Origin of the sequence: Rhizobium mesoamericanum STM3625 (assembly GCF_000312665.1) — a bacterium.
GTDB lineage: Bacteria > Pseudomonadota > Alphaproteobacteria > Rhizobiales > Rhizobiaceae > Rhizobium > Rhizobium mesoamericanum.
In genome coordinates, this window is sequence record NZ_HF536772.1 from 1,759,622 (window position 1) to 1,784,969 (window position 25,348).

Annotated in this window: 21 protein-coding genes and 1 pseudogene; 8 read left to right on the top strand and 14 right to left on the bottom strand. The window is 60.2% G+C overall.

Annotated features, from left to right (window positions below):
- Positions 1-24 precede the first annotated feature (24 nt).
- Positions 25-636, bottom strand: a complete 612-nt coding sequence (locus tag BN77_RS08525) for a DUF6656 family protein (protein ID WP_007530553.1) — start codon at positions 634-636, stop codon at positions 25-27.
- 410 nt (positions 637-1,046) lie between these two features.
- Here BN77_RS08525 and BN77_RS08530 point away from each other — a divergent pair, with 410 nt between their 5' ends.
- On the top strand, positions 1,047-2,291 hold the full coding sequence (locus BN77_RS08530) for an aromatic ring-hydroxylating oxygenase subunit alpha (RefSeq protein ID WP_007530556.1): 1,245 nt from the start codon (positions 1,047-1,049) through the stop codon (positions 2,289-2,291).
- Between the two features lie 412 nt (positions 2,292-2,703).
- Here the strand turns inward: BN77_RS08530 and BN77_RS08535 are convergent, their stop codons facing one another.
- Positions 2,704-3,642: a glycoside hydrolase family 25 protein gene (locus BN77_RS08535; protein ID WP_007530558.1), complete on the bottom strand. Its 939-nt coding sequence runs from the start codon at positions 3,640-3,642 to the stop codon at positions 2,704-2,706.
- Between the two features lie 208 nt (positions 3,643-3,850).
- On the opposite strand from BN77_RS08535, the pseudogene BN77_RS31975 reads away from it, so the two are divergent.
- Positions 3,851-4,365: pseudogene (locus BN77_RS31975) on the top strand (BA14K family protein).
- 52 nt (positions 4,366-4,417) lie between these two features.
- Here BN77_RS31975 and BN77_RS08540 read toward each other — a convergent pair.
- Positions 4,418-5,413: a transporter gene (locus BN77_RS08540; RefSeq protein ID WP_007530560.1), complete on the bottom strand. Its 996-nt coding sequence runs from the start codon at positions 5,411-5,413 to the stop codon at positions 4,418-4,420.
- Between the two features lie 221 nt (positions 5,414-5,634).
- Here BN77_RS08540 and BN77_RS08545 point away from each other — a divergent pair, with 221 nt between their 5' ends.
- The 3 genes from BN77_RS08545 (at position 5,635) to BN77_RS08555 (ending at position 10,258) form a co-directional block, all read left to right on the top strand.
- The gene (locus tag BN77_RS08545) at positions 5,635-7,413 is read left to right on the top strand and encodes an acyl-CoA dehydrogenase family protein (RefSeq protein WP_007530562.1); all 1,779 of its coding nucleotides are present in this window, start codon (positions 5,635-5,637) and stop codon (positions 7,411-7,413) included.
- Between the two features lie 9 nt (positions 7,414-7,422).
- Positions 7,423-8,175: a crotonase/enoyl-CoA hydratase family protein gene (locus BN77_RS08550; protein WP_007530564.1), complete on the top strand. Its 753-nt coding sequence runs from the start codon at positions 7,423-7,425 to the stop codon at positions 8,173-8,175.
- Positions 8,176-8,437: 262 nt separating this feature from the next.
- Positions 8,438-10,258, top strand: coding sequence for a HAMP domain-containing methyl-accepting chemotaxis protein (locus BN77_RS08555; RefSeq protein ID WP_040677655.1), 1,821 nt, complete (start codon positions 8,438-8,440; stop codon positions 10,256-10,258).
- Between the two features lie 227 nt (positions 10,259-10,485).
- Here BN77_RS08555 and BN77_RS08560 read toward each other — a convergent pair whose 3' ends face one another.
- Together BN77_RS08560 and BN77_RS08565 are read right to left on the bottom strand one after the other, a co-directional pair.
- Complete coding sequence (locus BN77_RS08560) at positions 10,486-11,736, bottom strand: class I SAM-dependent RNA methyltransferase (protein WP_007530569.1); 1,251 nt, start codon at positions 11,734-11,736, stop codon at positions 10,486-10,488.
- Complete coding sequence (locus tag BN77_RS08565; protein ID WP_007530571.1) at positions 11,733-12,479, bottom strand: TlyA family RNA methyltransferase; 747 nt, start codon at positions 12,477-12,479, stop codon at positions 11,733-11,735. Before BN77_RS08565 ends, BN77_RS08560 begins: the two co-directional genes overlap by 4 nt.
- Positions 12,480-13,013: 534 nt before the next feature.
- Here BN77_RS08565 and BN77_RS08570 point away from each other — a divergent pair.
- Entirely contained in the window at positions 13,014-14,951 is a 1,938-nt protein-coding gene (locus BN77_RS08570) for a methyl-accepting chemotaxis protein (protein WP_007530575.1), read from the top strand.
- A 72-nt stretch (positions 14,952-15,023) separates the two neighbouring features.
- On the opposite strand, the gene dxs is transcribed toward BN77_RS08570, so the two are convergent.
- The 4 genes from dxs to BN77_RS08590 form a co-directional block, all read right to left on the bottom strand.
- Entirely contained in the window at positions 15,024-16,946 is a 1,923-nt protein-coding gene (dxs, locus tag BN77_RS08575) for a 1-deoxy-D-xylulose-5-phosphate synthase (RefSeq protein ID WP_007530578.1), read from the bottom strand.
- Between the two features lie 106 nt (positions 16,947-17,052).
- Positions 17,053-17,976 carry a pirin family protein gene (locus BN77_RS08580; protein ID WP_007530581.1) on the bottom strand — a complete coding sequence of 308 codons (924 nt, stop codon included), beginning with the start codon at positions 17,974-17,976 and terminating at the stop codon, positions 17,053-17,055.
- A 121-nt stretch (positions 17,977-18,097) separates the two neighbouring features.
- The gene (locus tag BN77_RS08585; protein ID WP_003545921.1) at positions 18,098-18,349 is read right to left on the bottom strand and encodes an exodeoxyribonuclease VII small subunit; all 252 of its coding nucleotides are present in this window, start codon (positions 18,347-18,349) and stop codon (positions 18,098-18,100) included.
- A 2-nt stretch (positions 18,350-18,351) separates the two neighbouring features.
- Positions 18,352-19,287 carry a histone deacetylase family protein gene (locus tag BN77_RS08590; RefSeq protein WP_007530602.1) on the bottom strand — a complete coding sequence of 312 codons (936 nt, stop codon included), beginning with the start codon at positions 19,285-19,287 and terminating at the stop codon, positions 18,352-18,354.
- A 162-nt stretch (positions 19,288-19,449) separates the two neighbouring features.
- On the opposite strand from BN77_RS08590, the gene BN77_RS08595 reads away from it, so the two are divergent.
- A complete protein-coding gene (locus BN77_RS08595; protein ID WP_007530604.1) occupies positions 19,450-19,845 on the top strand; it encodes an acyl-CoA thioesterase in 396 nt (131 codons plus the stop codon).
- On the opposite strand, the gene BN77_RS08600 is transcribed toward BN77_RS08595, so the two are convergent.
- Genes BN77_RS08600 through BN77_RS08610 form a run of 3 tightly spaced genes read right to left on the bottom strand, consistent with a single transcriptional unit; the run spans position 19,842 to position 21,711 of the window.
- Positions 19,842-20,405 (bottom strand): biotin transporter BioY, encoded by a 564-nt coding sequence (locus BN77_RS08600; protein ID WP_007530606.1) that lies wholly within the window; start codon positions 20,403-20,405, stop codon positions 19,842-19,844. The two genes, BN77_RS08595 and BN77_RS08600, sit on opposite strands and share 4 nt — an antisense overlap.
- Before the next feature lie 23 nt (positions 20,406-20,428).
- A complete protein-coding gene (locus tag BN77_RS08605; RefSeq protein ID WP_007530608.1) occupies positions 20,429-21,037 on the bottom strand; it encodes a CbiQ family ECF transporter T component in 609 nt (202 codons plus the stop codon).
- Positions 21,034-21,711, bottom strand: coding sequence for an energy-coupling factor ABC transporter ATP-binding protein (locus BN77_RS08610; RefSeq protein ID WP_007530610.1), 678 nt, complete (start codon positions 21,709-21,711; stop codon positions 21,034-21,036). Before BN77_RS08610 ends, BN77_RS08605 begins: the two co-directional genes overlap by 4 nt.
- 150 nt (positions 21,712-21,861) lie before the next feature.
- On the opposite strand from BN77_RS08610, the gene BN77_RS08615 reads away from it, so the two are divergent.
- Positions 21,862-23,052: a winged helix-turn-helix domain-containing protein gene (locus BN77_RS08615; RefSeq protein WP_007530612.1), complete on the top strand. Its 1,191-nt coding sequence runs from the start codon at positions 21,862-21,864 to the stop codon at positions 23,050-23,052.
- Here BN77_RS08615 and ribB read toward each other — a convergent pair.
- Positions 23,049-24,152, bottom strand: a complete 1,104-nt coding sequence (gene ribB / locus BN77_RS08620; protein WP_007530614.1) for a 3,4-dihydroxy-2-butanone-4-phosphate synthase — start codon at positions 24,150-24,152, stop codon at positions 23,049-23,051. The two genes, BN77_RS08615 and ribB, sit on opposite strands and share 4 nt — an antisense overlap.
- Before the next feature lie 10 nt (positions 24,153-24,162).
- On the bottom strand, positions 24,163-25,260 hold the full coding sequence (gene aroC, locus BN77_RS08625) for a chorismate synthase (protein ID WP_007530617.1): 1,098 nt from the start codon (positions 25,258-25,260) through the stop codon (positions 24,163-24,165).
- Positions 25,261-25,348: the final 88 nt, after the last annotated feature.

The window sequence follows — 25,348 nt, forward strand, 5'->3', positions numbered from 1 at the left end:
ATCAGAGTTGAGGAATGATCGCTATCAGAGTTGACGAATGATCTCGCGCAGCTGCTCGTTGCGCGCGCCGAGCAGCAGCACGTTCTTGATGGCAATTTGCGGATCGTCGGTGCGGAAGAGCACCCCATTGCCCCGGACCGAGCGGTCGATCGTCATCTTCTCCGGTGTATGCTCGCCGGGCTTGATGGCGACGGCGAAGTACATGCGCGAGTACTTCACATCGATTTTGTGGAAGAAATTGTCGTTATCGCCGATGTCGGCATAGAAATTCGCGATGTAGAAGGCCCAGCTGACTTCCTCGTAACGGGCGAATTTCGTCCGGGACGCCGTCACATGGCAATAGCCGAGATGCGGGCTGTCTTGCAGCGTGCGATGGAACAGCATCTTGGGAAACTGGATCGAGCGGTGGAAGCCATTGATATGCTGGTGCGTCTTGGCGCCCGCATTCTCGAGTTTGCGACCGGTCCTCTCGGCGACTTCGTCATGCGTGAGATAGCGCCGTTCCTCTGCGAGCCAGTGCGCCCGGGTTGTCCGTGTGATCTTTCCGGTACGCAGGAATTCCGAATGCGAAGCCACCGGCGCCGCGTTGCGGGCGTTGAGGCTGGTACTGGCGTCGAAATAGCGAAGCTTCGCCATGGTGCGTATCCGCATGCGTGTCTAATATGGCAAGGATAGGCAATCATGCTTAATGGTGTGTTAACCGCAGCCTCCGTCGTAGGTTGGCAGGAGCCGGTCAATGTGGTCATGTCGCAATTGCGATACCGCTGGCAGCGACGCCCTGAATTCCCCAGGCGTGAAGAGGTTGCGCGCATGCCGCAATCGACCTTGATTGCCAGGAAGGGGGATGGTTGAGGCGGAATGACACGTCTTATTCCGTGCTCCTTTGCCGGCTGTCGTCATTTTCGAAGCCGATGTCGCTTTACAACCAAACGCCGCGCGCCGGCGGTGTTTAAATGCCTATCAAGAAAGTCTCCTGACGGAGAGGGAGCGAAGCTTCCGGCGGCTCTCGACTTCGATCGGCGGCCCCACCATACGAGGATATGCAAATGGATATTCGCAGCAACGTATTGCGGCAACTCAAGACCCGCCAGGAAGGCTTCAGTCTCGAGCAGCCATTCTATATCGACGAGGATTACTTCAAGCTCGATATGGAAATGATCTATTATCGCGACTGGCTTTTCATGGGTCATGACTGCGAGCTGCCGAAGCCTGGCGCTTATTTCACCGTTCAGATCGGTGATTACCCCGTTGTGATCGTTCGCGGTCGCGACAACGTCATCCGCGCCTTCCACAACAGCTGTCGCCATCGCGGCTCGCGCGTTTGCACGAAGGAGCACGGCACCTCGGTACGCCTAGTCTGCCCCTACCATCAGTGGGCCTACGATCTCGATGGCAAGCTCGCTTTCGCTCGTCATATGGGGGACGACTTTGATAAGAGCGGCTATGGCCTGAAGCCGGTTCATTGCGAGAGCTTCGGCGGCTACATCTTTATCTGTCTTGCCCAGAACGCGCCGGATTTCCAGCCGGTGCGCGACATGGCGGCTCCCTATATGCTGCCCCATCACCTGAGCGAGGCGAAGGTCGCCTTCCAGAGCACCATCATTGAAAAGGGCAACTGGAAGCTCGTCTGGGAAAACAACCGCGAGTGCTATCACTGCGCGGCCAACCATCCCGAGCTTTGCCGCACCTACCCGGAAGCGCCGAGCGTCACCGGTACCGATGGTGGCGCCGACGATCCAGAAATATCAGGCCATTGGGCGCGCTGCGAGGCGGCCGGACTGCCAAGCAAATTCCAGATATCGCCCGATGGTCAGTTCCGAACGGCTCGCATGCCATTGATTGAGGATGCAGAGAGCTACACCATGTCCGGCAAGCGCGCTGTCCAGCGACCTCTCTCGGAAGACGTGACGATCGATCGCATCGGTACCATGCTCTTGTTCCATTACCCGACGACGTGGAACCACATTCTTGGCGATCATGCGATTTCCTTCCGCGTGCTGCCGCTGAGCGCCAATGAAACGGCAGTCACGACGAAGTGGCTTGTCCACAAGGATGCAGTCGAGGGCGTCGATTACGACCTCGCCGAACTCACGCACGTGTGGACCGAAACCAACGATCAGGACCGTCGCATCGTCGAGGAGAACGCGTTCGGCATCCATTCGCCGGCCTACGAGCCCGGCCCCTATTCGATGCTGCACGAGGGCGGTGTCATGCAGTTCCTCGAATGGTACTCAAACTTCATGGTCAATCGCCTGCAGGGTGACCAGGCGAAGCTTTCCGTCGTCGCTTGACCTGAGAAAGTTGTCTCCCGAGTGACCTCGTCTCCTAGAGAGGCGGGGTCTTCTCTTTTTTGGGTTGGGTTTGTCAAGCAAGGAACATTCTCTCCGAGGCTGCAAGGTGCGGCGTCGGTTGTTGTCTTGATGGTTGACGAATAACGGTTTTTTGAGCCCCGGGAGATGATGGGTGCCCGCCAGGGGTCTAGCTTCTCTTCGAAGTCGGCGCGCGACCGCTTCATGATCGGGTCGGATGGAGAGTCACCTCCATCTTTTTTCCGAAACTGCCAGCCTGAGCTGACGTCCAGCCCCGCCTCGGGAGTACCTGCCCACTCGTCCCCTGAACGGGACGGCGACCGATATCCCGCTACTTCAGTGCAGGGAGGCCGCTGCGGGCCTCTATCATCCGATCTTTTTTGAGGAAAGCGCCTCAGAAGTCCCGACGGGTACGGACCACTGCACTCTGCGGGATCGAGGAGGTAACGATAGCGTCCGTGGCAATGGCGGCGGTATTCACGGTCCCCGGCCTTGCGTGCGGTTCCATCTCGATCTTGGCGAGAATGAGCGGCGGGTCGGGTTCGCGGGCCGGCAGAAGGGTGCCCCGAGCCCATACCCTTACCAGTTCCGCTCGGCTCATGGGTGCGACATTGACATCGATATCGGTCAGGGTGCCGGGCACCCGGTACGGGCAGTGGCGCTTGCTGCAGTTCGCGCCGGACGAGAACTGCCACATTAGGTAGTTGTCCCAGTTTCCCATCGGGAATACGCCCTTCACGTCGGGCTTGTACCGCGCATACCAGATCGGCAGTCGTGCCAGCACAGGATAGTCCTTGCGGTAGGCGGCGATGTATCGGGCGGTGTTATGATTGGTATAAAGAACCGGGTAACGTCCGGTTCTCGCCCTGATATGGCCCACGAATATTTGCGCGTCCTCCAACGACATGAATTTTTCGGGATCGATCCCCTCGAGATCGAGGATCATCATCTCGTCGTTCTTGGGGTCGGCGTATTCAAGGAAATGGTTGGCCTGGTCGACAGGATTGCCGGGGCGTGCGAGGTGATAGGAGCCCCATAGGAGTCCCGCCGCTCGCGCCACGAGTCGGCGCGTCTGAAAGAGCTCGCGGCTCACCGCATACTTCCGCCACATGGTCTTGCAATGCGCGACCGTGTCTCCTGCATGGTCGCCGGTGCAAGAGTAGCTCTCCGGGAGTCCGTCGGAAGCTTTCGAAATAAAGGCGGCGATTCGTTTGTCTGAGAGTAGGGAATCCCAATCGATCGTGTTCAGTTCGTACGCATCGATGATGAGCGCATTGTTGGGGTTCTTCCAGGGAAGGATGTCGTTGGCCGCGGCCTGAACCGGCGCTCCCATGGCAAGCGCCGGAACCACTACACGAAGCAGAAGATTTCTCCAGGATTGCCTCATGGAATGAGCGTGGTGAAAGGCGGTTAAAGTCCAGTTAATTCGCGATCACTTAAGAACAGAAAGTCGCGCCAACCATATGAAAACGGGTCATCGGAACGTTTTCACAGTCTTAGGCCTTATCGTGCGCGAATTCCAACCTGGACGTGGAGAGGCCATAACTGATTTTTTTAAGAAGATAGCGATCGCTGCCGTTTCTTTCGTCGCGCTCGCAATTGGCTATATGCCCTCGCAGGCGGAGCAGATGCCTGTGTCGCCGAAGGTAGAACAATCTGGCGACATCCTGAACGTACAGTACTGCCGTGGCCCTTGTTGTCGTTCCGGATACCGGCCGGGCTACTGTCCCGGTTATCGCGCCGGTTACTATCCACGTTATCGCCAAGCCTACCGCCTGGCTGGTATGGTGGCTATCGCGGTTATTCCTATTATCGAAGCGGTTGCCGCTACTACAACGGATACTGGTTCCCGCTTGCTGCCTTTGGTGCCGGTTCGGTGATCGGGAGTGCGATCGCCTCGCAGCCGACCTATGTCGCTCCTGCGCCGGTGCCCACGCGGGCATCGGGCCACGTGGCGTGGTGCCAAGCGCGACGCCATCGTTCCTATCGGATCTATGACAATCCCTTCCAGCCATACAATGGCCCACGTCAGCCGTGCGTTTCACCGTACTATTGAATGACACAGGCTCGCATTTCAGGGCCCGGCAGCAACGCCGGGTCTTCTACATTCAAAGAATGCGAACGCGTTTCAGTAGCCACCATGCTAGCAGGATAGACGCAATGATGAGGGCCACGGCGTATTCCGTGCCACCGCTGCCTTCGGCAAAAGGTAGGTTGGTGGTGTTCATGCCGAAGAAACCCGTCACCAGGGTTGGCGGCAGCAGGAACGCCGTCATGATCGACAGTATGTAGAGATGGCGGTTCGTCTCAGAAGACAGTTTCGAATCGATCTCTTCATGCAGCAAACGCGCTCGATCCTGTAGTGCATAGATATCGTGATCGACGGTTTCGAGGCGGCTCGTCAGTCGTGCGGCAACATCATCGAAGCCGAAGGGCATTTCGTCATCATGCGAGGCGGCGGCGCGACGCATCAGGGCCAACACGGTTCTCAGGTGCCGGTGCAATCTGACGACCGTGCGTCGGACCGGCGCCAACCGCCGACGCTCGTCGCGTGGCGAGTTGTCGTAGACGAAGTCCTCGATAACGTTGAGCTCATCCGTCATTTCCATGACGATGGAGATCAGGGTTCGCTGGAACTCGATCACCAGGATCTCGAATAGGTCGACGGGCCGTTCGAATTTTGCCGGGTTCTTTTCCAGAAGTGCGCGAGCACGTTCGATGCTGCGGAGTGGCTGCAGCCGCGTCGTGATGATGAAGCGATCCGATATCGCAAAGTGCAGCCAGCCGAGATCGGCGGTCTCGTGATCGAACTCCCGCTGGCAATCGACAAGTGTGCCGTAGAGCATCTGTTCGTCGACAGTCATCGCGGCATGCGTGTCGCGGGTGATCAAGGCTGCCTTGGCATCGTCGTTCAAGCCCTCAATGCTGTCGAGCAGACCGGGAACGCGGGCATCGGCAAGGTTGAGATGCAGCCAGTAAAAGCCGCCGCCATTGGTCAGCTCGGCCTGTGGCGCGCTGTTTGGGAGGCGTATTGCCTTGCCGCCCTCTGGCGGAAAGCGGTATGCCCACACGAGTCCGGGAATATTGGCGGGCAAAGTATCCATTGGTACGCCGGTCCTCTTTGCGATCGCGGTCAGTGTCCATAGAGATTTTCTATGACGGTTGTTTGTGCAAGTGCGCAATAATGCAGGGCATGCATTACTATCCCGTGCATTGTGTCTCGGAAAGTTTGAAATTGACGTTTACGTAAAAATCAATTAGCTCTGCGCCTGGAGGTGCCGGAGGGCGTTGCCGCTCGACGGTCTGCAATACGAGGAGATCACTGATGTACAAGGCGCCCGTCGAGGAGATTGCGTTCACCCTGAAGCATGTTGCCGGCTTGGGGAGTGCAATAGAGGCAGGCTTGTTGGGCGATCTCGGCGAAGATCTCGTCGATGCCATCCTTCATGAAGCGGGACGATTCGCCACGGATGAAGTGGCACCGCTTGCCGAGACTGGCGACCGTCAGGGTTCGCGCCTCGTTGATGGTAAGGTGGTGACGCCGGATGGTTGGCGGGACCTGTATCAGAAATGGATCGCTGGCGGCTGGAACGGCCTGACGGCGCCGGAGGGGTTCGGCGGTCAGGGGCTGCCGCACATGCTGAACGTAGCGGCGCTCGAAATGTGGAACTCCGGATCGATGGCGTTCGCGCTCTGCCCGACGTTGACCATGGGAGCGATCGAAGCGATCAACAGTCACGGCTCCGGCGACCTCAAGAATACCTACCTCTCGAAGCTTGTCTCCGGTGAATGGACAGGTACGATGAACCTGACCGAGCCGCATGCCGGCTCCGACCTCGGTGTGCTCAAGACGCGGGCGGAACGCCGGGATGACGGCAGCTACCGCATCTTCGGCCAGAAGATCTTTATCACCTGGGGCGAGCACGACGCCGCTGATAACATCGTTCACCTGGTTCTCGCCCGTCTTCCGGATGCGCCGGCCGGAACGCGCGGCATCTCCCTGTTTCTCGTGCCGAAGTTTCTCGTCAATCCCGACGGATCACTCGGCGCTCGCAACGATCTCTTTGCGCATTCGCTGGAGCACAAGCTCGGCATCCACGGCTCGCCAACCTGCACGATGATCTATGGCGACGGTAGGTTCGGCTCCGAGAAGGGCGCCATCGGCTGGCTTGTCGGCGAAGAGAACAAGGGCCTCGCCTGCATGTTCACGATGATGAACAACGCTCGCCTTGCCGTCGGCATGCAGGGCGTGGCCGTTGCCGAAGCGGCAACGCAGAAGGCCACCGCCTATGCGAAAGAGCGTACTCAGGGGAGGGCACCGGGCTGGACGGGCGGCGGCATGAGCCCGATCATCGAACATCCCGATGTTATTCGGACGCTTCTAACGATGAAGGCGCTGACTCAGGGCGCGCGCGCGATTTCCTACGCCTGCGCCCATGCCATCGACATGTCGCATCGTGCTTCGGACCGCAAACAGCATTGGCAGGAGCGCGCTGCCTTGCTGACTCCGATCGCCAAGTCCTTTTCCACCGATGTCGGCGTCGACGTTGCCTCGCTCGGCATTCAGGTCCATGGCGGCATGGGCTTCATCGAGGAAACGGGGGCGGCGCGCTACCTGCGCGATGCGCGCATTGCGCCGATTTACGAGGGAACGAACGGCATTCAGGCAATCGATCTCGTCACCCGCAAATTGACGCTCTCGAACGGAGAGCAGGTGCACGCCTTCCTCGCCGAATTGAAGCAGATCGCCGATGAGGTTCGCCATACCAACCTGGACGGCTTCAGCGCGACGGCGAACCGACTCGATGCCGCCATAACGGACCTTGGTGAAGCGACCGATTGGCTGCTGGCGCAGGTTCGCGAGGGCAAGGTCGCAGAGGCGCTGGCCGGCGCGACGCCATATCAACGGATGTTCGGCCTTGTTCTGACCGGTTGCTACCTGGCGAAGGGCGGGTTCGCTCAGGCGCTAGATGGTGGCGCCGAAGGGCGCATCGCGCTTTGCCGCTTTGCTGCAGAAAACCTTCTTTCGGAAGTAACGGCGCTGAAAGACCGCGTCATCAATGGTGCGGCAAGCTTAGCGGCCGCAAAAGCCATTCTTGCCTAAGGAACCACCATGACAGAGCAGGTTATCGTCGAGCAGAATGCCCCTCACCCCAGCATCCAGATCATCCGGCTCAACAGGCCGGAAAAGAAGAACGCCATCACCCGCGCGATGTATCGGAAAATCACAGACGCATTGGTTGCCGCCAATGCCGATGCGACGATTAAGGCGACGGCCATTCTCGGCACCGAAGGCTGTTTTTCGGCCGGCAATGACCTCGGTGATTTCCTTGCTGCTGCGATGGGCGGCGCGATGCCCCGAGAGATCGTCGAATTTCTCTATGCCATGGTCCGTTCCGAAAAGCCGATCGTCTCCGGTGTCGACGGGCTGGCAATCGGTATCGGAACCACAATGCACATGCATTGCGATCTGACGATCGCCTCAGCGCGCAGCCACTTCCGCACCCCGTTCGTTGATCTCGCCCTCGTTCCGGAAGCTGCGTCCAGCCTCCTTGCGCCGCGTATCATGGGGCATCAGCGCGCCTTCGCGCTTCTGGCTCTTGGCGAGGGGTTCTCCGGCGAGGAAGCACGCGACGCGGGACTTGTCTGGAAGGTATCAGCACCCGATGCGGTCGAAGCCACGACGCTCGCAACCGCCGCCAAGCTTGCAGCCAAGCCGCCGGAAGCGCTCAAGATAGCTCGTAACCTGATCCGCGGCGACCGCGAGGAGATCATTGCCCGCATCGATGATGAGGCACGGCATTTCTTCGAGCGTCTCCACAGTACTGAAGCGAGGGCCGCGTTCGAAGCTTTCATGCGCCGTTAACGCCGGAAAGTTTGAACGTCAGGACCTAATCGGATGCCCGCTTGTCGCGGGCATTTCTGTTTGCATGAGGCCAGCGGCTCAGCTACGCGGCGAACGCGCTCGCATTAATATTACTTTTAATCAAATTTTACGGATCTTCGTCTCTAGTGAGATCCAATGCATGACGCAGGACCGATATCGTCCATCACCAAGGCGAGTGACACGCAAGCGATCGATCCAGATCGGTTGGGCCTTGTCACTTTGGCCGCGCGAGACCGCCCCCATGTCCAAAATAAAGATAAAAACGCTCCTTCCACTACTCTTCCTGTCTCTTGTTTTCATCGCCTTGGTACAGGGTGCGATCGCGGCGTTCTCGCTGACCAATCTGCAAGCCAATACCCGGCAGATTGGTGCGCAGAACATTCCGAACAGCGAGCGGCTTCATGCGATCGTCACGACGCTGAACGACGTTCGTCGCAGCTACGCCGACTACCTCCTTGCCACGGGCAAAACGGACTTCCGCAATGCAGAAACGACGCTAAAGGCCCGCCGCCAGCGTTTAGCCACGGCGATCGACGTGTTCGAAAAGCAGCCGAAGAGCGACTACATGAGCCAGAATTTTGATAGGCTGCGGAAGGCGCTCGCCAATGATGCCGCGCTTGCCGACAAGATCATTGCCCTTGCGCTTGATAATAAGCGCAGCCAGGCAAACATTCTCTATCGTGGCGAACTCTCGATGTCCGCCAACAACATTCAGACCCTCGTTGACGGAATGCTGGCAAAGGACCGGCAGTCGACCGATGCGGCGCTCGCCGCCGCGGCCGGCAACTACAGCGCAGGCGTCCTGTCAATCGTCGGTGGCCTCGCTGTCGCGCTGGCCGTCGCAGTCGCTGCCGCTTTTCTCGCCTGGAAGCGTATTTCACAGCCGATCTCGAAAATCGCCACACGCATGGCCCGTCTGGCAGACGGCGAGCTCGATGCCGCCGTTCCCTATGCGGGGCGCAAGGATGAGATCGGCGACATGGCGGCCGCCGTTGCAGTCTTCCGCGACAACTCCTTCGCACGCCTCGACCTCGAACGCAGCGCCGAGCACACCCGCGAACAGGTGCAGCAGGAGCGATCGCGCAACGAAGCATCGAAAGCTCGCGAAGCCGCGGAAATCCAGCATGCCGTCAATGCGCTTGCGAAGGCGCTGGGCGCGCTCTCCGACGGTAATCTTACGCAGACGATCGAGACACCTTTCGCTGATCATCTCGATCGCCTGCGCAGCGATTTTAATACTTCCATTGCCAGGCTGCGGGCGGTTCTACAGGAGGTCGGTGACAATGCTCATGCGATCGACGCAGGCGCCGGAGAAATTCGTACGGCCGCGGACGGTCTTGCGCGCCGCACCGAGCAGCAGGCCGCCTCCATCGAGGAAACGGCAGCAGCACTCGAAGAGATCACGACGACCGTCAAGGACACGGCTCGTCGCGCGGAAGAAGCCGGCACGCTGGTCACCCGTACACGCTCCGGCGCGGAAGAGTCCGGCAACATCGTTCGCAAGGCGGTTATCGCGATGACCGAGATTGAGCAGTCGTCGCAGAAGATCGCCAATATTATCAGCGTGATCGACGACATCGCCTTCCAGACCAACCTGCTGGCGCTGAACGCCGGCGTTGAGGCTGCACGTGCCGGTGAAGCCGGCAAGGGCTTTGCCGTCGTCGCTCAGGAAGTCCGCGAACTGGCGCAGCGTTCGGCCAAGGCCGCAAAGGAAATCGAGAGCCTGATCAGCGCCTCCAACGCTCAGGTCCGGTCGGGCGTCGCGCTCGTTGGCGACACCGGAAAGGCGTTGGAGGCGATCGTCGGCCAGGTCCAGGAGATCAGCCGTCATGTCGATGCGATCGTCACCGCGACCCGCGAGCAATCGACCGGACTTGCCGAGATCAACACTGCCGTCAACACGATGGACCAGGGCACGCAGCAGAATGCCGCCATGGTTGAGGAACAGACTGCAGCGAGCCATGGGTTAGCACAAGAAGCGGCGAAGCTGATGCAGTTGCTCCGCCAGTTCACTCTGAAGACCGCGTCCCAGGCTGCCGCCCATAGCAATCGCGCCGCCTGACGCACGTAAAGCTCAGCACAAAAGCGTCCGAGAATGAACTGCCCCCGAAAGTTGGAAAATCTTCGAGGTCAGTTTAGAAATGCTGGGCCTTTTACTGATACTGGAATGTCCCCAATTAGGTGGCTCGCGACAGGGATGACGGGGAGCTTCCAGAGCCGGCGATCTTGTTGCAAAGATCACGACTTCCTCCACGTTGCGGTTGGCCCTGGGCGCACGGCGACCGGTTATTATTTTTCCAGCGTAGCCACGACCTCGACATGGGGCGTCCACAGGAATTGGTCGATCGGCGTCACACCGGTGATCCGATAACCGCCCTCGACGAGGAGAGCGAGATCGCGGGCGAGCGTCACGGGATTACAGCTGACCGCCACGACTTTCTTCACGTTCGAGCGCGCCAGTTCCTTGCACTGAAATTCGGCGCCGGCGCGCGGCGGATCAAAGACCACGGCGTCGTAGACCTTCAGCTCCGAGGTCATCAGCGGTCGCCGGAAAAGGTCCCGTTTCTCAACACTGACAGGCTTCAGCCCCTGCGTGTTGCGGGCGGCATGATCGAGTGCTGAGAGCGGCTTGTCCTCGCTCTCCACCGCATGCACGCGACCGACGCGGGCAAGGCGGAGCGAGAATGTGCCGGCGCCGGCGAAAAGATCGGCGATGCGTTTTGCCTTGCCGACATGCGCCAGTACCAACTCTGCCATTGCATCTTCCGCCGGCTTGGTTGCCTGTGTGAAGCTGCCGGGCGGGGGGACGACGTTGACGCCGCCGAAATCGATAATCGGCTTGGACGGTTCGACGAGGATCTCGTCGTTGAGCGAGACGCGGGCGATACCCCGAAGGGAAAGTACGGTCTCGATTGCCTTGCGACGTTGCTGGTCGGTGAGCTTCTTGATGCCGTCGACCGCCAGATCGAGGCCCGAAAGGGTCTCCAATACGGTAATGCGGAACGCTTCGGCGCCAATGGCAAGTGCTGCCCCAATCGCCTTGATCGCCGGCAGCTTGGCCATGATGCCCGCCGACGAGATGGGACATTCGTCGATAGCGACGATATGGTGGCTTTCAGCTTGATTGAAACCGATCAGCATGTCCTTTTCAGTCCGCCGCGCAGCGAAGACGACGCGGCGGCGCTCGCCGGGATGTGCGGCGACTAGATCGGCAACGTCAGGCGTCAGCCCCTTTGTTTTCAACGCATCGACGACGAGCTGCCGCTTGAAGCGGCGGTAGGTCGCATCGTTCATGTGCTGCAGGCTGCATCCGCCGCAGCTTCCGTTTACACCGTCGGGGCCGAAATGGCGGCACGGCGGGTCCTGACGATCCGCCGATGGAGTTGCTATGGACATTAGCGTACCATGGCTTTTGAGGCGTGCGATGGCGACGGTTTCACCCGGTAGGGTGAAGGGCACGTAGATCGGCCCTCCGTCTGCATGCGCGATCCCGTCGCCCTGGGCGCCAAGCTTTTCGATCGTAACTGTTTGCGTGCTCACGGTTTCGTTCCTGCGAGTAGAAATTCCTGGTTCCCGTCGCCACCGGCGATCGGGGAGGGGATGAGACCAAGGCTGTTCCAGCCCATATCCTCGACGAACCAACGCTCGAGTTCTGCTGCGACATCAGGCGCCGAAGACGGGTCCTTGAGAAGCCCGCCTTTGCCGATTGCAGAGCGCCCGGCTTCGAACTGTGGTTTGACGAGAAGAGCTGCGACGGCTCCCTCTTCCGCAAGATTGAGGGCAGGGGGCAACGCCAGTTTCAGCGAGATGAAGGAGACGTCCGACACGACGAAGGTGACCGCGTGCGCGAGGTCTTCGGCTCTCAGGTTGCGAGCGTTCAGTCCTTCGATGTTGGTCACGCGAGGATCGTTCGATATACGAGGATGCATCTGGCCATGTCCGACGTCGATTGCAGTGACGTGTTCGGCACCGCGCGCCAGCAAAACTTCCGTGAAGCCGCCGGTTGATGCGCCCACGTCGAGACAGTGCTGTCCTGACGGGTCGAGCCTGAAATGATCCAGCGCGGCGGCCAGCTTCAACGCAGCGCGCGAGACATAGTCCTGCGCCGGATCGTCGATTTCGATGGTGGAGTCTTCGCCAAACAGCGCGCCGGCCTTCGTCACCACCTTGCCGCCGACCTTTACGGTGCCGCGCTGCACGGCATCGCGCGCGCGGGAGCGGCTGGCGAAGAGACCAAGGCTAACAAGAAGCTGGTCGAGGCGTTGCGTGTTCTGATCTGACATGCGCTGTCCATGACGGGCAACGCCAGCAGTTGCAAGCCTTTTGTTGGAAGCCGGCGAAGGCGAGGCCTAGTTCCAAGAATTCGTTCCGAGGTCTCTCTTGGCAACCATCATTTCCACGGTCAGTTCCTTACCTTGGCAAGGAGCGTGGGCAGTTCCTTGCCGGTCATCTTTTCCGCTGCTTCCCCCGGGGCCATCGTCACCGTTATCGCGGTAACCCCAATAAGGACACGCATAAACACTCTCCCAATGGCCTGATACACCCTCGGAAGAAAAGTGAAGATCCGGCTGGTAATTTAGAGTTGAACTACCTCGCAGCCGCTCAGCAAAGAGAACGATGCCGCGTCGCACAACCTTAAGCAAATTTAAAGTCTGCCGCCATAGGGTCGGGCGGATTGCAGTGGCTCGTGAGGCCGCTTCCCCGCCATGATGGCTTCCTCCCCAATTTGCCGATCATGTTCCCATCCGCCGAATTTTTCGGGCATGCCTTGGCGTGCCGTTTCCCCATGGCCGTGGGCCGTCAGGAGAGATTGACTGATGTTTGCTAGCCGCATGTCCCTAAATGGTAAGCTCGCTGCGACATTCGCAGTGCTGATCCTTATCTTTCTGTCCGTTTCCGCCTTTGTCTACTCGAAAGCAGGCGCCGTTGCGGCCGCTTCCGAGCGTCAGAAGAAATCCGAGCGTTTGGTCAATCAGATCGATGACGCCCTGCAAGCCATGCTCGAACAGGCGGTAAACCTGCGGGGATTCCTGCTTTTCCGCAGCGACAGCACCTATGGCGACATCTTTGCCAACCGCGAGCGCATGCTGAAGGCGATCGCTGCGGCACGCGAAACCGCAGCCGGTAAGAGCGAATTCATCCAGCAGATCGATGGCATGCAGAAGGCTGCTGATCTCTATTTCCATGAGCTTGCCGAGCCGCAGTCCAAGGCTCGCAAGGAAACCGACATGCCGGTCGACCAGATTGTCAAGATCGGTGTCAACGAAACCAAGGGCCAGCTCGATGGCTTCCGCCAGGCGTCCGCCAAGATCAAGGCTGCTGCCCGCGAAGACTCAGACGCCCTTGCTGCCATTCAGGCGGACGCCAGCAGCGATCTCACCACCACGCTGCTAGTCGGTGGTGTCGCCGCTGGCCTTGCTGCCGTCCTGCTTGCCTGGATGCTGTCGCGCAGCATCGTCCGGCCGATCGTCGGCATGACCTCGGCGATGGGTCGCCTTTCAGGCGGCGAGATCAATATCGACGTTCCGGCCCTGGACCGAAAGGACGAGGTTGGCCGCATGGCGCAGTCGGTTCTGGTCTTCAAGGACGCGGCCATTGAGAAGCTTCGCCTCTCCGATGAAACGGATCGCATGCGCAGCGATGCCGAGCGTCAACGCCAGATGAGCGACGAACAGAAGGCGCGTGAGGAAGCCGAACTTCGCTTCGCGATCGAAGGCCTTGCCGGCGGTTTGTCGGATCTCGCCAACGGCAATGTCGCCGTTCGCATCACGACGCCGTTCTCATCGCAATTCGATCGCTTGCGCAACGACTTTAACAACGCCGTCGAGAAGCTGCAGGGCGCGCTTCAGTCCGTCGGCCGTAATGCATCCGCCATCAATGCCGGCGCCGGTGAAATCCGCTCGGCTGCCGACGACCTTGCACGCCGCACCGAACAGCAGGCTGCTGCCGTCGAGCAAACCGCGGCAGCGCTCGAAGAGGTTACCACGACCGTTCGCGACTCCGCCAAGCGCGCCGAGGATGTCGGTCAACTTGTCGAGCGCACGCGCCTCGGCGCCGAAAAGTCCGGCGACGTCGTCCGCAAGGCCGTCTCTGCTATGCAGGAAATCGAGAAATCGTCCGGTGAGATCAGCAACATCATCGGTGTGATCGATGACATCGCCTTCCAGACCAACCTGTTGGCGCTGAATGCAGGTGTCGAAGCAGCCCGTGCAGGTGAGGCGGGCAAGGGGTTTGCTGTCGTGGCGCAAGAAGTCCGCGAGTTGGCTCAGCGCTCCGCGAATGCCGCAAAGGAGATCAAGGCGCTGATCAACACCTCGGGCACGCAGGTCAATGCCGGTGTGTCGCTCGTCGACGAAACTGGCAAGGCGCTCGCAGAGATTGTCGGTGCCGTGCAGGAGATCAACAAGCACGTCAGTGCAATTGTGACCGCAACGCGGGAGCAGTCGATTGGACTGCAGGAAATCAACACGGCCGTCAATAACATGGATCAGGGCACACAGCAGAATGCGGCCATGGTCGAAGAGCAGACGGCGGCCAGCCACTCACTCGCGCAAGAGGCAGCAGCTCTCGACGATCTGCTAGCTCAGTTCAATCTCGGCCGTGCACGCACCGACGCACCGAAGGCTGCGGTTGCCGGTGCGGCGTCGCGCCCCGTAGCTTCGCCGGCTCGCGCTCTGACGCGCACCGTCGCCAAGGCCTTTGGCGGCAAGGCTGCAACGGCCGCCGCTGTTCAGGAAGACTGGACGGAATTTTGAGCTGAAGGCACGGAACAAACCAAAGAAGGCCCCGGTTTCCGGGGCCTTTCCAGTTTGATGAAGGTGATCGGGTTAGCCGGTCGCGCCGACACCAAAGGCTGCCGGACGTCCGAGCACCTTGAAGACGGTCGAAACGATCCCAGCGCGGTCGAGCCCGGCATGGGCGTTCATTACCTCAGGTTTTGCCTGTTCCATCCAGATATCGGGCATAACAAGCGAGCGGATCTTCAGGCCATTGTCCAGCAGACCGTCCGTGGCCAGGAATTGCATGACCTGGCTGCCGAAGCCGCCGACAGCACCTTCCTCGACGGTGATCAGGATTTCGTGGTGGCGGGCAAGCTGGCGGATCAGATCATGATCCAGCGGCTTGGCAAAGCGCGCATCGGCAACCGTCGTTGAAAGACCCGCTGCATCAAGATCTTCGGCGGCAAGCAGACAGTCGGCCAGGCGTGTGCCGAAGGACAGCAGTGCTACCTTCGCGCCTTCCTTGACGATGCGGCCCTTGCCGATCTGCAGGATCTCGCCGCGCACCGGCATCTCAATGCCGACGCCTTCGCCACGTGGATATCGGAATGAAATTGGACCGGCATCGTAGGCCGCCGCCGTTCGCACCATGTGCTTCAGTTCGGCCTCATCGGCCGCTGCCATGACTACGAAGCCGGGCAGTGTCGCCAAAAACGTCGTATCAAACGATCCTGCATGGGTCGGCCCGTCGGCACCGACAAAACCGGCACGATCGATCGGGAAGCGAACCGGCAGGCCCTGGATCGCAACGTCGTGCACTACCTGGTCATAGGCGCGCTGCAGGAAGGTTGAGTAAAGAGCGGCAAACGGCTTGAAACCTTCGGCAGCTAGGCCGGCGGCAAACGTCACCGCATGCTGCTCGGCGATGCCGACATCGAAACACCGCGACGGGAAGACGCTTGCAAGCTTGTCAAGGCCGGTCCCGTTCGGCATGGCGGCGGTGATGCCGACGATCTTGTCGTCGAGCTCGGCTTCCTGTACCAGCGCTTCGGCGAATACGCTTGTGTAGCTCGGTGCGTTCGGCTTCACCTTCGCCTGCGCGCCGGTGATGACGTCGAACTTGTTGACGCCATGATACTTGTCGGCCGCAGCTTCGGCTGGCGCATAGCCCTTGCCCTTCTGCGTCACGACATGGATCAGCACCGGGCCGTTCGCGTTGTCCCTGACATTGCGCAGCACTGGCAGCAGATGTTCGAAGGAGTGACCGTCAATCGGGCCGATGTGGTAGAAACCCATCTCCTCGAACATGGTCCCGCCGGTCACGTAGCCCCGCGCATGTTCGACAGCGCGGGTGATGGCGCGGTCGACGTTCTTGCCGAGATAGGCCGTCAGCTTCTTGCCGAAATCCCGGAAGCCCATATAGGTGCGCCCGGACGCGAGGCGCGCGAGATAGGCGCTCATCGCGCCGGTGGGCGGCGCAATCGACATGTCGTTGTCGTTGAGGATGACAATCAGCCGGGCGTCGAGCGCACCCGCGTTGTTCAAGGCCTCGTAGGCCATGCCGGCCGACATCGCGCCGTCGCCGATCACGGCAATCACGCGGCGGTCGGTCTTGTCGAGTTCGGAAGCAACCGCCATGCCGAGGCCAGCGGAGATCGACGTCGAGGAATGCGCGGCGCCGAAGGGATCGTATTCGCTTTCCGCGCGCCGCGTGAAGCCCGAAAGACCGCCCTCCTGTCGCAGCGTACGGATACGATCGCGACGTCCGGTCAGAATCTTGTGAGGATAGCACTGGTGCCCGACATCGAAGATCAGCCGATCATCGGGCGTGTTGAAGACGCTATGGATCGCAATCGTCAATTCCACCACGCCAAGGCCGGCGCCAAGATGACCGCCGGTGCGGGATACCGCATCGATCATTTCATCCCGAACCTCGCGCGCAAGCTGGGGCAAGTCGCGATCCTCCAGCTTTCGGAGGTCGGCTGGATAGGAAACCTTGTCCAGCAGCGGCGTCTTCGGCGGTTGTGTCACGGGTGGGCGCTCTTTCTTGTCTTTCTTGGGCAGGATGCCTTTAAGCCATAAATTGCGGTGAAAAAAGTCGATTTCAAGAACGGCTGAAATTCCTCTCTAAAGGAGTTCAGCCTTCTGGCAAAGGTATGAATTCCTCTTCGTCCCCCGGAACAATGTCAAACCTGCCAGTTCGCCACTCTTCCTTTGCCTTTTCGATGCGCTCTTTAGAGGAGGAAACGAAGTTCCACCAGATGTAGCGTTTCGAGTTCAGCGCCGCTCCGCCGAACAACATCAGATGACATCCCTTGCTGCCGGCTTCGAGCGTGATCGCATCGCCGGGGTGGAAAACCAGCAGCTGATCGGCGGAAAATCTATCGCCGGATATCACCACTTCGCCTGATAGCACGTAGGCGGCCCGTTCTTCGTGGCCCGCCGCGAAGGGAAACTTCACGCCGGGTTCCAGACTGACATCGGCATAGAGAGTGTCCGAGAACACCTTCACCGGCGATGACATTCCCTCGAACGATCCGATGACGACGCGCCCGCGCACCCCGCGTTCGTCGATGACTGGCATGTCACTCTTTTCGGTATGCGCAAAGGAGGGGTCGATCTCCTCTTTGTCATCGGGCAGCGCAAGCCAGGTCTGAAGGCCAGACATCAACAGCGGATGGCCACGCAAATTGTCTGGCGTGCGCTCCGAATGGACGATGCCGCGTCCTGCCGTCATTAAGTTGATGTCGCCAGGGCGGATGACCTTCTCGGTGCCTAGGCTGTCCCGGTGCCGGATCTCGCCGTCGAACAGGTAAGTCACCGTCGAAAGCCCGATATGCGGATGCGGCCGCACATCGAGGGCCTCGTTCGGCTTCAGGATCGCCGGCCCCATGCGGTCGAAGAAGATGAACGGCCCGACCAACCGCCGCTGTCGCGTCGGCAGCGCTCGCCGCACCTCGAAACCGCCGATGTCACTGGTGCGCGGAATGATGAGATTTTCGATCGCGTCACAGCTGAAAGCGTCGCCGGGCAGAGGGTCTTTACCGGGGAAAAAGGACATCGCAGATCTCCGATGAGCATTGGTTCTACGCTAGCCCGATTGATGATGGCGGACCAGGAAAACTTATCGCCCGAACAGCCACGCTCTTTTCAGGATGATAACGGTTTGGCTGGAGTTTTGCTTATGCGCCGTCCAGGGGCTCGACGCCCTGCGGCTTGCCGGCGCGGTCGAGGCGGATCTTCTCGATGCGGTTTTCGGCGGCCGAAAGTAGCGTTTCGCAATGCTTCTTCAGCGCTTCGCCGCGCTCGTAGATCTCGATCGATTCGTCCAGCGCCACGTCGCCGCGTTCCAGTCGGGCCACGATGCTTTCGAGTTCGGCAACAGCCTTCTCGAAGGAAAGACCGGAAACCTCCGGCTTGGCGCTGTCAGTCATACTCAACCCTTCATCATTCTAAGAATATGCAGGCCAGCCGACTCGGCGAGGCCTTCGAGATCATAGCCGCCTTCCAGCAGGCTGACGACCCGGTTTGCAGCACTTTGGTCGGCCACCTCGAGCAATCGCCCGGTCGCCCAGTCGAAATCCTCTCCGACGAGATTGATCTGCGCCAGCGGATCACGGTGGTGCGCATCGAAGCCGGCGGAGATGATGATCAGGTCCGGGCGGAAGTCGAAGAGTGCCGGCAAAACCCGCGATTTGAACGCCTCACGGAAGTGATCGCTGCCGACATTGGGCGAGAGCGGCGCGTTGACGATCGTGCCGTGCTTGCCGCTCTCCTCTTTCGCTCCGGTGCCGGGGTAAAGCGGCATCTGGTGCGTGGAGCAAAAGAGCACCGAAGGGTCGTCCCAGAAGATGTCCTGCGTACCATTGCCGTGGTGTACGTCCCAGTCGACGATTGCCACGCGCTCCGCGCCATAGACCCTCTGCGCATGGCGGGCGGCAATGGCGGCATTGTTGAAGAAACAGAAGCCCATCGCCGCTGTTTTTTCGGCATGGTGGCCAGGGGGCCGGCCCGCAACGAAGACGTTGTCCGCCTTGCCGGTGAAGACGTCATCGACAGCAGCCATTGCGCCGCCGATTCCCGTCAGCGCCGCTTCGAAGCTCTTCCTGCTGGCATAGGTATCGGCTTCGAGTTGATTGATCTCGCCATCCTCTTCCGGCACCTGACGGAGCACCGAAAGCAGGTGTTCTTCGGGATGGGCAAGAAGCACGGCTTCTTCTGCCGCCTGCGGCGCACGCTTGCGATCAAGCCCGGCAAAGTTCGGATGTTCCAGAGCTACGTTGATCGCCCGCAGCCGGTCCGACCGCTCGGGATGGCCGGCGGGCGTCACGTGTTCTAGGAAAATCGGGTGCTCGTAAAGGCGGGTGCTCATGGGATCACTCTATCTTTCCCTCCCGTTATGATCCACAGCAGATGGGGCTCAACGCGGCGATTTCAACAAGCGCACGCCCCTTGCTCCTCGCACCGGTCCTCCCGTTTACTTCGGTCGGCCTCGCGGCTAGTCTCAGGGGAGGGGAAATTGGTAAAAAGATCAATGAACGAGGTCACGCGCACCGTTGAGATGAATGTGCCGTTTCGCGATGTCGACATGAGCGGCCAGGTATTTTTGGGGTCTTATATTTCCTATGCCGAGTCCGTGCTGGCCACCTTCTGGTCGTCTAGGCCACGGTTGCAGGACGAACCGCTTTACATCGCCAGCAAGGTGACTTGCATCCTTCATCGGCCAATGCACTACGACGAACGTGTCCTCTTCACGGCGTCGGTCGACAAGATCGGCGTGCGTTCGGTTGGCTTCATCATTTCGGCCGACATTGGCGACGAGCGCGCTGCCGAGGTCGAAATCATCTGGCAGGCGCGCTCGCGTGAAGATCGCTCGCCAGTTCCGCTTCCCGAACTCACGCGTGACTGGCTTTACGGTTTCGTCGATTAGCTGCGCACCGGCAGTAGCGGATAACCGACCATCACCGCGCGGCCGACAAGGGCCGCAACGAACGCCTTGACGACGTCACCGGGGATAAACGCCATCGAGCCAAGGAAAGCCTTGGAAAGGCCAAGCTGGGCGGCGAACGCCAGATAGACGATGCCGCAGGCGTAGAGCACACCGATGCCGCCGATCATCGCGGCGAAAAAGAAGCCAACCGTTTGCACCAGCGCCGATTGCTCGGCCTTCACCAGCCGCTCACTGAGATAGCCAGTGACGAAAGCCGCCACCACCCAGCCGATCAGAAACCCGGTTGTCGGAGCGGCGAAGGCCGCAAGCCCGCCACGGCCGCCGGAAAGCACCGGAAGGCCAATCGCTACAAGTAAGAGAACGATCAGGACAGCGATCGTGCCACGGCGGGCGCCGAGTACCACGCCGGCCATCATTACGCCGAGCGACTGCGCCGTAATCGGCACCGGAATGAAGCCGAGCGTGATCGGCGGCAGAATGCCAAGCGCGACGATTATGGCCGCGAAGAGGGCGGAGAGTACGAGGTCGCGAGTGCTCATGCAAGGCTCCTGTTGGCGAGTTCTCAATTGACATGCCGCCGAACGCCGCGCGCGTCAATTGCCGCGGCAATGTTATCCGCATCCCTCAGCGTCAGAATGATCAGCGGCACGAGCACGGTCGTCGGCCGAAGCTTTATGCCGCGCGCAGCGTGGGCCTCGCGAATGGCACGGTATCGATCGAGAATCTCGGGTACAAAGCGGACGACAAGTCCCACGGCGAGGCCGACATCGTCGGCCCGCAGAAGGCCGAGGCGCTCCGGCAGCCGGGCAAGCAGCGTAATCTCGTCGATGAACTGCGCGATCGTGGTCGTCGCGGTCACGGCAGCAGCAAACAGCATCAATGCCGTCAGGCGCAGCAGGGCAACGACCGCAACATGCCACGGATTGAACGCCAGACTGAACAACGCCACGGTTAGGATCGTCAGGAAGACCGGCATCAGCCGCGCAGCCGCGGATCGTCTCGGAAGGCCGATGCTGAAGTAAATTACGGCCGTCGCGAGCGCGGCCAGGACAAGCAGCAGGAGATTCGTCGAAAGGAAGAGCGCGACGCCTAAAGCGGCAAGCGCAAGCAGCTTGGCGCGAGCCGAAACGCGATGCATGGTGCTGTTGCCCTCAACGAAAAGCGACTTCATCCGCTGGCAATCTCCCTGTAGCAACGGATCGCTTCTCCGGCAGGCGCGTCGGCAACGAGATTGCCTCCATGAAAAACCAGCACGCGTTCGTAGTTGGCGACCAACTCCAGATCGTGGCTGATGACGATCGCGTTCTCGGGAAGACTTTCTAACAGCCTCTGCACGAGAGCGCGGTTCTTGAGGTCCAACTGGTTGGTCGGCTCGTCCAGGATGAGAATGTCGGGTCCGGTGGCGAGCACGGAGCAAAGGGCTGCGAGTTGGAGTTCCCCGCCCGAAAGCTCGTGCGCCCGGCGCTCGGCTAGATGGGCGGCGTTGAAACGCTGCAAGACCGCCTCCACCTTCGCCGCGATTTCCGCCGGCTTGAAGCCGCGGCTCTTCAGCCCGAAGGCGATGTCGTCGCGCACGACCGGCAGAATGATCTGGTTTTGCGGGGACTGGAAGATGAAGCCGACATTGGTAAGGATCGCCTTGGCGTCGGTCGTATCGCGCCCGTTGACGATCACGCGCCCAACGCTCGGCTTGGTCAGGCCGTTGATGAGGCGCGCAAAAGTCGTCTTGCCCGAGCCATTGAGGCCGATGATGCCGATGCGCTTTTCAGTGAGTTGCAGCGTGACCGGTGCCAATGCGACGTGCGCACCATAGCTGACCCCCGCGCCTTCGAAACGTATATCCACCTGGCTCCTCGTGAATTGAGAGGCCGTTCTATAACGAATTTCGCACTTTGAAAGCTCAAAATCTCGCATGAATACTGGTTCCTCCTTAAGCTGACCGTCCCCTCAAACTTATCGGGTGGCTAGGAACATTTTCCGGCCTATGATTGCGCTATGACGAATCTCATTTCGAATTCCGATGCTCGCCGCATATTCCTCGCCAAGCAGGGCCTGAGCGCGCCGCCGAACAAGGCGCTGACGAAGGCCGGCCTGCTGGAACTCATCCACGAACTCGGTTTCGTTCAGGTGGACAGCATCCAGACGGTGGAGCGGGCGCATCACCAGATCCTGTTTTCCCGCAACCAGACCTACAAGCGCGAGCACCTGACGGCACTGCTGGAGAAAGAAGGCTCGCTCTTCGAGCACTGGACGCATGACGCCTCCATCCTTCCCAGCGCATTCTTCAAATATTGGAAGCACAAGTTCCGTCACGAGGAAGACGCCATCATGGAGCGCTGGCGCAAATGGCGCGGCGAGGGCTTTGAGCATGCCTTCGATGAGACCTATGAGCGGGTCGTCCGCGACGGCGCGATCATGGCGCGCGAGATCAAGGCGGATGGCCACGTTTCCGGCGGCTGGTGGAACTGGCACCCGAACAAGACGGCACTGGAGTATTTCTGGCATACGGGCAAGTTCGCGATCGCCGGCCGTTCAAATTTCCAGAAGATCTATGATCTGGTCGAGCGCGTCATCCCGGCGCAATTCCGCGAGCCCCAGGTCAGTCGTGAGGAGTTTGTCGACTGGGCCTGCCGCAGCGCGCTGACGCGGCTGGGCTTTGCCACGCATGGGGAGATTGCCGCTTTCTGGGATCTGCTGTCGCCCGATGAAGCAAAAACCTGGGTCAACGAGCATCGCGACGAGTTGATCGAGGTTTTCGTCAAGCCGGCGCTTGGCGACAAACCACGTGCGTCTTGGGCCTTCCCGGATCTGCTCGCGAGCGTTCAGGACTATCCCGAGGCGCCGCCGCGCGTTCGCGTGCTCAGCCCCTTCGATCCGATGATCCGCGACCGCAATCGCACTGAACGCCTCTTCGGTTTCTTCTATCGTATCGAGGTATTCGTCCCAGAGCCGAAGCGCGAATACGGCTACTATGTTTTCCCGCTTCTGGAAGGCGACAAGCTGATCGGTCGCATCGACATGAAGGCCGATCGCAAGCGCGGAACACTGGACGTCAAGCGGCTATGGCTGGAGCCGGGCGTGAAGGCTTCAGCCGGGCGACTGGATCGTCTCGACGCCGAGCTGCAGCGCCTCGCGCGGTTTTCTGGCGTCGAGAAGGTCACCTATCTCGATGGATGGCGGGCTTAGCAAATCTCGGTATTGGTGATTTTGATCCCGAAGCCCTCGAGGCCGACGTAGTGGCGCTCGCGGCTGGTAAGCAGCTTGATGGAGCTGACGCCGAGGTCCTTGAGGATCTGCGCACCGAGACCAATCTCCAGCCATTCGCTTTCGCGGCTCTTGGCTTCCGCGTGGGATTCGCGGCCCTGGCTGCGCGTCTTGCGGCCGTTGTCGTAATGGCCCACACCGACGGAGCCTTCGCGGAGATACACAATTATGCCGCGGCCCTCCTCGGCGATCTTCTGCATGTAGTGGTCGACCGGGCTGCGTTTCCCAAAGAGGTCCTCCGCGACGTTTTCCGGGTGCAGGCGGACGGGAATGTCAATGCCATCGCGAATGTCGCCAAAGACGACGGCGAGGTGCTGCATTGGATCCCAGGGGAGAGAGTAGGTATGGGCCTTGGCCTTGCCAAAAGGCGTTTCGATTTCGAAGCTGGCTCCGAGTTCGATCAAGGTTTCCTTACGCTGGCGATAGGCGATGAGATCGGCGACTGAGACGAGCTTCAGCCCGTGTTTTGCCGCAAAGTCGACTACCTGCGGGCCACGCGTAACGGTGCCGTCGTCATTGACCAGCTCGCAGATCACGCCGACTGGTGGCAGCCCGGCAAGCTTGCAGAGATCAACGGCGGCTTCCGTATGGCCGGAGCGCATCAGCACGCCGCCCTCGCGGGCGACGAGAGGGAAGATGTGGCCAGGACGGACGAAATCTGCCGGGCCGACATTGGGGTTCGCCAGATTGCGAACAGTCAGCGTGCGATCATCGGCGGAAATGCCCGTCGTTGTGCCATGTTTGAAATCGACGGAAACGGTGAAGGCGGTCGTATGGGCCGAATCGTTTTCGGCAACCATCGCATTCAGGTTGAGCCGGCGGGCCTCATCCTTCGGCATCGGCGTGCAGACGATGCCGGAGGTATGACGCACGATAAACGCCATCTTCTCCGCGGTGCAGTGAACAGCCGCAACGATAAGGTCGCCTTCGTTCTCGCGGTCGTCGTCATCCATCACCACGACGATTTCGCCGGCCTCGAAGGCTCGGATTGCATCGACGACGCGCTTTTGATCGTAAGGCATGTCAGTGTTCCTATTTCAGTCGGCCGGTCTGGCCGCGGTCACGGAGATAGTGGTCGGCGATGGCGCAGGCGACCATTGCCTCGCCGATCGGCACGGCACGAATGCCGACGCACGGATCGTGCCGTCCCTTGGTGCGAATATCGACATTGTTGCCGTCGGCATCGATGGACTGACGCTCGGTCAGGATTGACGACGTCGGCTTGATAGCAAAACGCGCGATGACAGGCTGGCCGGTCGAGATACCGCCGAGAATGCCGCCGGCCTTGTTCGACAGGAACAAGGGCTTGCCGTCATTACCCATGCGCATCTCGTCTGCGTTTTCCTCGCCGGTGATCTCGGCGGCTTCGAAGCCGTTGCCGATTTCAACGCCCTTGACGGCGTTGATCGACATGAGCAGCGAGGCAATATCCTGGTCGAGCTTACCATAGATAGGGGCGCCGAGACCTGCCGGAACGCCTTCGGCTACCACCTCGACGACAGCGCCGATCGAAGAGCCGTTCTTGCGGATGCCATCGAGATATTCTTCCCACACGGGAACGATCGCGGCATCAGGCGCGAAAAACGGATTTTGGTCAACCTGATCCCAGTCCCAGTTCTGGCGGTTGATCTTGTGTTTGCCGATCTGCACCAGAGCGCCGCGTACCTTGACGCCCGGCACGACAAGGCGAGCAATGCCGCCGGCCGCAACGCGTGCTGCTGTTTCGCGAGCCGAGGAGCGGCCGCCGCCGCGGTAGTCGCGAATGCCGTACTTTACATCGTAGGTGTAGTCGGCATGACCAGGTCGGTACTGTCGTGCGATCTCGCCGTAATCCTTGGAGCGCTGGTCGGTGTTCTCGATCATCATCGAGATCGGCGTGCCAGTCGTGATCATCGTCTCGCCATCGGTGTCCGGCATGACGCCGGACAGAACCTTGACCAGATCGGCCTCGCGACGCTGCGTCACAAAGCGCGACTGGCCGGGCTTTCGCTTGTCGAGCCAGACCTGAATGTCATCGAGTTTGAAGCGCAGACCGGGGGGGCAGCCGTCGACGACGCAGCCGAGCGCCGGTCCGTGGCTCTCACCCCAGGTGGTTATGCGGAAGAGATGACCGAATGTATTGTGCGACATGTGTCCCGACCGGATCACGCCGACCGGTCATCACCGGTGGCGTCCTTCATCTAAAAATGCGCGACACTCATAGGCCAAAAAAACGCAG

Bases quoted from the DNA above. Each gene is read 5' to 3' on its own strand.
- BN77_RS08525 (WP_007530553.1), bottom strand. From the start codon at position 636: ATGGCGAAGCTTCGCTATTTCGACGCCAGTACCAGCCTCAACGCCCGC.
- BN77_RS08530 (WP_007530556.1), top strand. From the start codon at position 1,047: ATGGATATTCGCAGCAACGTATTGCGGCAACTCAAGACCCGCCAGGAA.
- BN77_RS08535 (WP_007530558.1), bottom strand. From the start codon at position 3,642: ATGGGAGCGCCGGTTCAGGCCGCGGCCAACGACATCCTTCCCTGGAAG.
- BN77_RS08540 (WP_007530560.1), bottom strand. From the start codon at position 5,413: ATGGATACTTTGCCCGCCAATATTCCCGGACTCGTGTGGGCATACCGC.
- BN77_RS08545 (WP_007530562.1), top strand. From the start codon at position 5,635: ATGTACAAGGCGCCCGTCGAGGAGATTGCGTTCACCCTGAAGCATGTT.
- BN77_RS08550 (WP_007530564.1), top strand. From the start codon at position 7,423: ATGACAGAGCAGGTTATCGTCGAGCAGAATGCCCCTCACCCCAGCATC.
- BN77_RS08555 (WP_040677655.1), top strand. From the start codon at position 8,438: ATGTCCAAAATAAAGATAAAAACGCTCCTTCCACTACTCTTCCTGTCT.
- BN77_RS08565 (WP_007530571.1), bottom strand. From the start codon at position 12,479: ATGTCAGATCAGAACACGCAACGCCTCGACCAGCTTCTTGTTAGCCTT.
- BN77_RS08570 (WP_007530575.1), top strand. From the start codon at position 13,014: ATGTTTGCTAGCCGCATGTCCCTAAATGGTAAGCTCGCTGCGACATTC.
- BN77_RS08580 (WP_007530581.1), bottom strand. From the start codon at position 17,976: ATGTCCTTTTTCCCCGGTAAAGACCCTCTGCCCGGCGACGCTTTCAGC.
- BN77_RS08585 (WP_003545921.1), bottom strand. From the start codon at position 18,349: ATGACTGACAGCGCCAAGCCGGAGGTTTCCGGTCTTTCCTTCGAGAAG.
- BN77_RS08590 (WP_007530602.1), bottom strand. From the start codon at position 19,287: ATGAGCACCCGCCTTTACGAGCACCCGATTTTCCTAGAACACGTGACG.
- BN77_RS08595 (WP_007530604.1), top strand. From the start codon at position 19,450: ATGAACGAGGTCACGCGCACCGTTGAGATGAATGTGCCGTTTCGCGAT.
- BN77_RS08600 (WP_007530606.1), bottom strand. From the start codon at position 20,405: ATGAGCACTCGCGACCTCGTACTCTCCGCCCTCTTCGCGGCCATAATC.
- BN77_RS08605 (WP_007530608.1), bottom strand. From the start codon at position 21,037: ATGAAGTCGCTTTTCGTTGAGGGCAACAGCACCATGCATCGCGTTTCG.
- BN77_RS08615 (WP_007530612.1), top strand. From the start codon at position 21,862: ATGACGAATCTCATTTCGAATTCCGATGCTCGCCGCATATTCCTCGCC.
- ribB (WP_007530614.1), bottom strand. From the start codon at position 24,152: ATGCCTTACGATCAAAAGCGCGTCGTCGATGCAATCCGAGCCTTCGAG.
- aroC (WP_007530617.1), bottom strand. From the start codon at position 25,260: ATGTCGCACAATACATTCGGTCATCTCTTCCGCATAACCACCTGGGGT.